We start from the raw sequence: 1,695 nt of genomic DNA on the forward strand, positions 1-1,695 counted from the left end.
ATGCTGGAGATATCAGAAGTGCGAATGCTGACGTAAGTAACGATAAAGGGGGTGAAAAGCCTCCTCGCCGGAAGACCAAGGGTTCCTGTCCAACGTTAATCGGGGCAGGGTGAGTCGACCCCTAAGGTGAGGCCGAAAGGCGTAATCGATGGGAAGCAGGTTAATATTCCTGCACGACTTGTAATTGCGATGGGGGGACGGAGAAGGCTAGGTGGGCCAGGCGACGGTTGTCCTGGTGAAAGTGCGTAGGTGGTGTTTCTAGGCAAATCCGGAGACACAACACTGAGACACGAGACGAACGCACCACGGTGCGGAAGCCATTGATGCCCTGCTTCCAGGAAAAGCCTCTAAGCTTCAGATTACAAGTCATCGTACCCCAAACCGACACAGGTGGTCGGGTAGAGAATACCAAGGCGCTTGAGAGAACTCGGGTGAAGGAACTAGGCAAAATAGAACCGTAACTTCGGGAGAAGGTTCGCTCTTGATGGTGAAGTCCCTTGCGGATGGAGCTGTCGGGAGTCGCAGTGACCAGATGGCTGGGACTGTTTATCAAAAACACAGCACTCTGCAAACACGAAAGTGGACGTATAGGGTGTGACACCTGCCCGGTGCCGGAAGGTTAATTGATGGGGTTAGCGCAAGCGAAGCTCTTGATCGAAGCCCCGGTAAACGGCGGCCGTAACTATAACGGTCCTAAGGTAGCGAAATTCCTTGTCGGGTAAGTTCCGACCTGCACGAATGGTGTAACCATGGCCATGCTGTCTCCACCCGAGACTCAGTGAAATCGAATTCGCCGTGAAGATGCGGTGTACCCGCGGCTAGACGGAAAGACCCCGTGAACCTTTACTACAGCTTGGCACTGAACATTGAACCTACATGTGTAGGATAGGTGGGAGGCTTTGAAGGCGTGACGCCAGTTGCGCTGGAGCCGTCCTTGAAATACCACCCTTGTATGTTTGATGTTCTAACGCAGGGCCCTGAATCGGGCTCGCGGACAGTGCCTGGTGGGTAGTTTGACTGGGGCGGTCTCCTCCCAAAGAGTAACGGAGGAGCACGAAGGTTGGCTAATCCTGGTCGGACATCAGGAGGTTAGTGCAATGGCATAAGCCAGCTTAACTGCGAGACGGACAGGTCGAGCAGGTACGAAAGTAGGTCATAGTGATCCGGTGGTTCTGAATGGAAGGGCCATCGCTCAACGGATAAAAGGTACTCCGGGGATAACAGGCTGATACCGCCCAAGAGTTCATATCGACGGCGGTGTTTGGCACCTCGATGTCGGCTCATCACATCCTGGGGCTGAAGTCGGTCCCAAGGGTATGGCTGTTCGCCATTTAAAGTGGTACGCGAGCTGGGTTCAGAACGTCGTGAGACAGTTCGGTCCCTATCTGCCGTGGGCGTTGGATGATTGAAGGGAGTTGCTCCTAGTACGAGAGGACCGGAGTGAACGAACCTCTGGTGTTCGGGTTGTCACGCCAGTGGCACTGCCCGGTAGCTAAGTTCGGAATCGATAACCGCTGAAAGCATCTAAGCGGGAAGCGAGCCCTGAGATGAGTCATCCCTGACCCCTTGAGGGTCCTAAAGGGCCGTTGGAGACCACAACGTTGATAGGTGGGGTGTGTAAGCGTAGCGATACGTTGAGCTAACCCATACTAATTACCCGTGAGGCTTAACCATACAACACCCAAGAAGTGTTCT

Annotated in this window: 1 rRNA gene; it reads left to right on the forward strand. The window is 54.0% G+C overall.

The features are described 5' to 3' along the window. Positions 1-1,674 (forward strand): 23S ribosomal RNA (locus ACVDHI_RS20725); the annotation flags it as partial. Positions 1,675-1,695 lie beyond the last annotated feature (21 nt).

It is taken from the genome of Aeromonas sp. 25-248, from assembly GCF_053005425.1.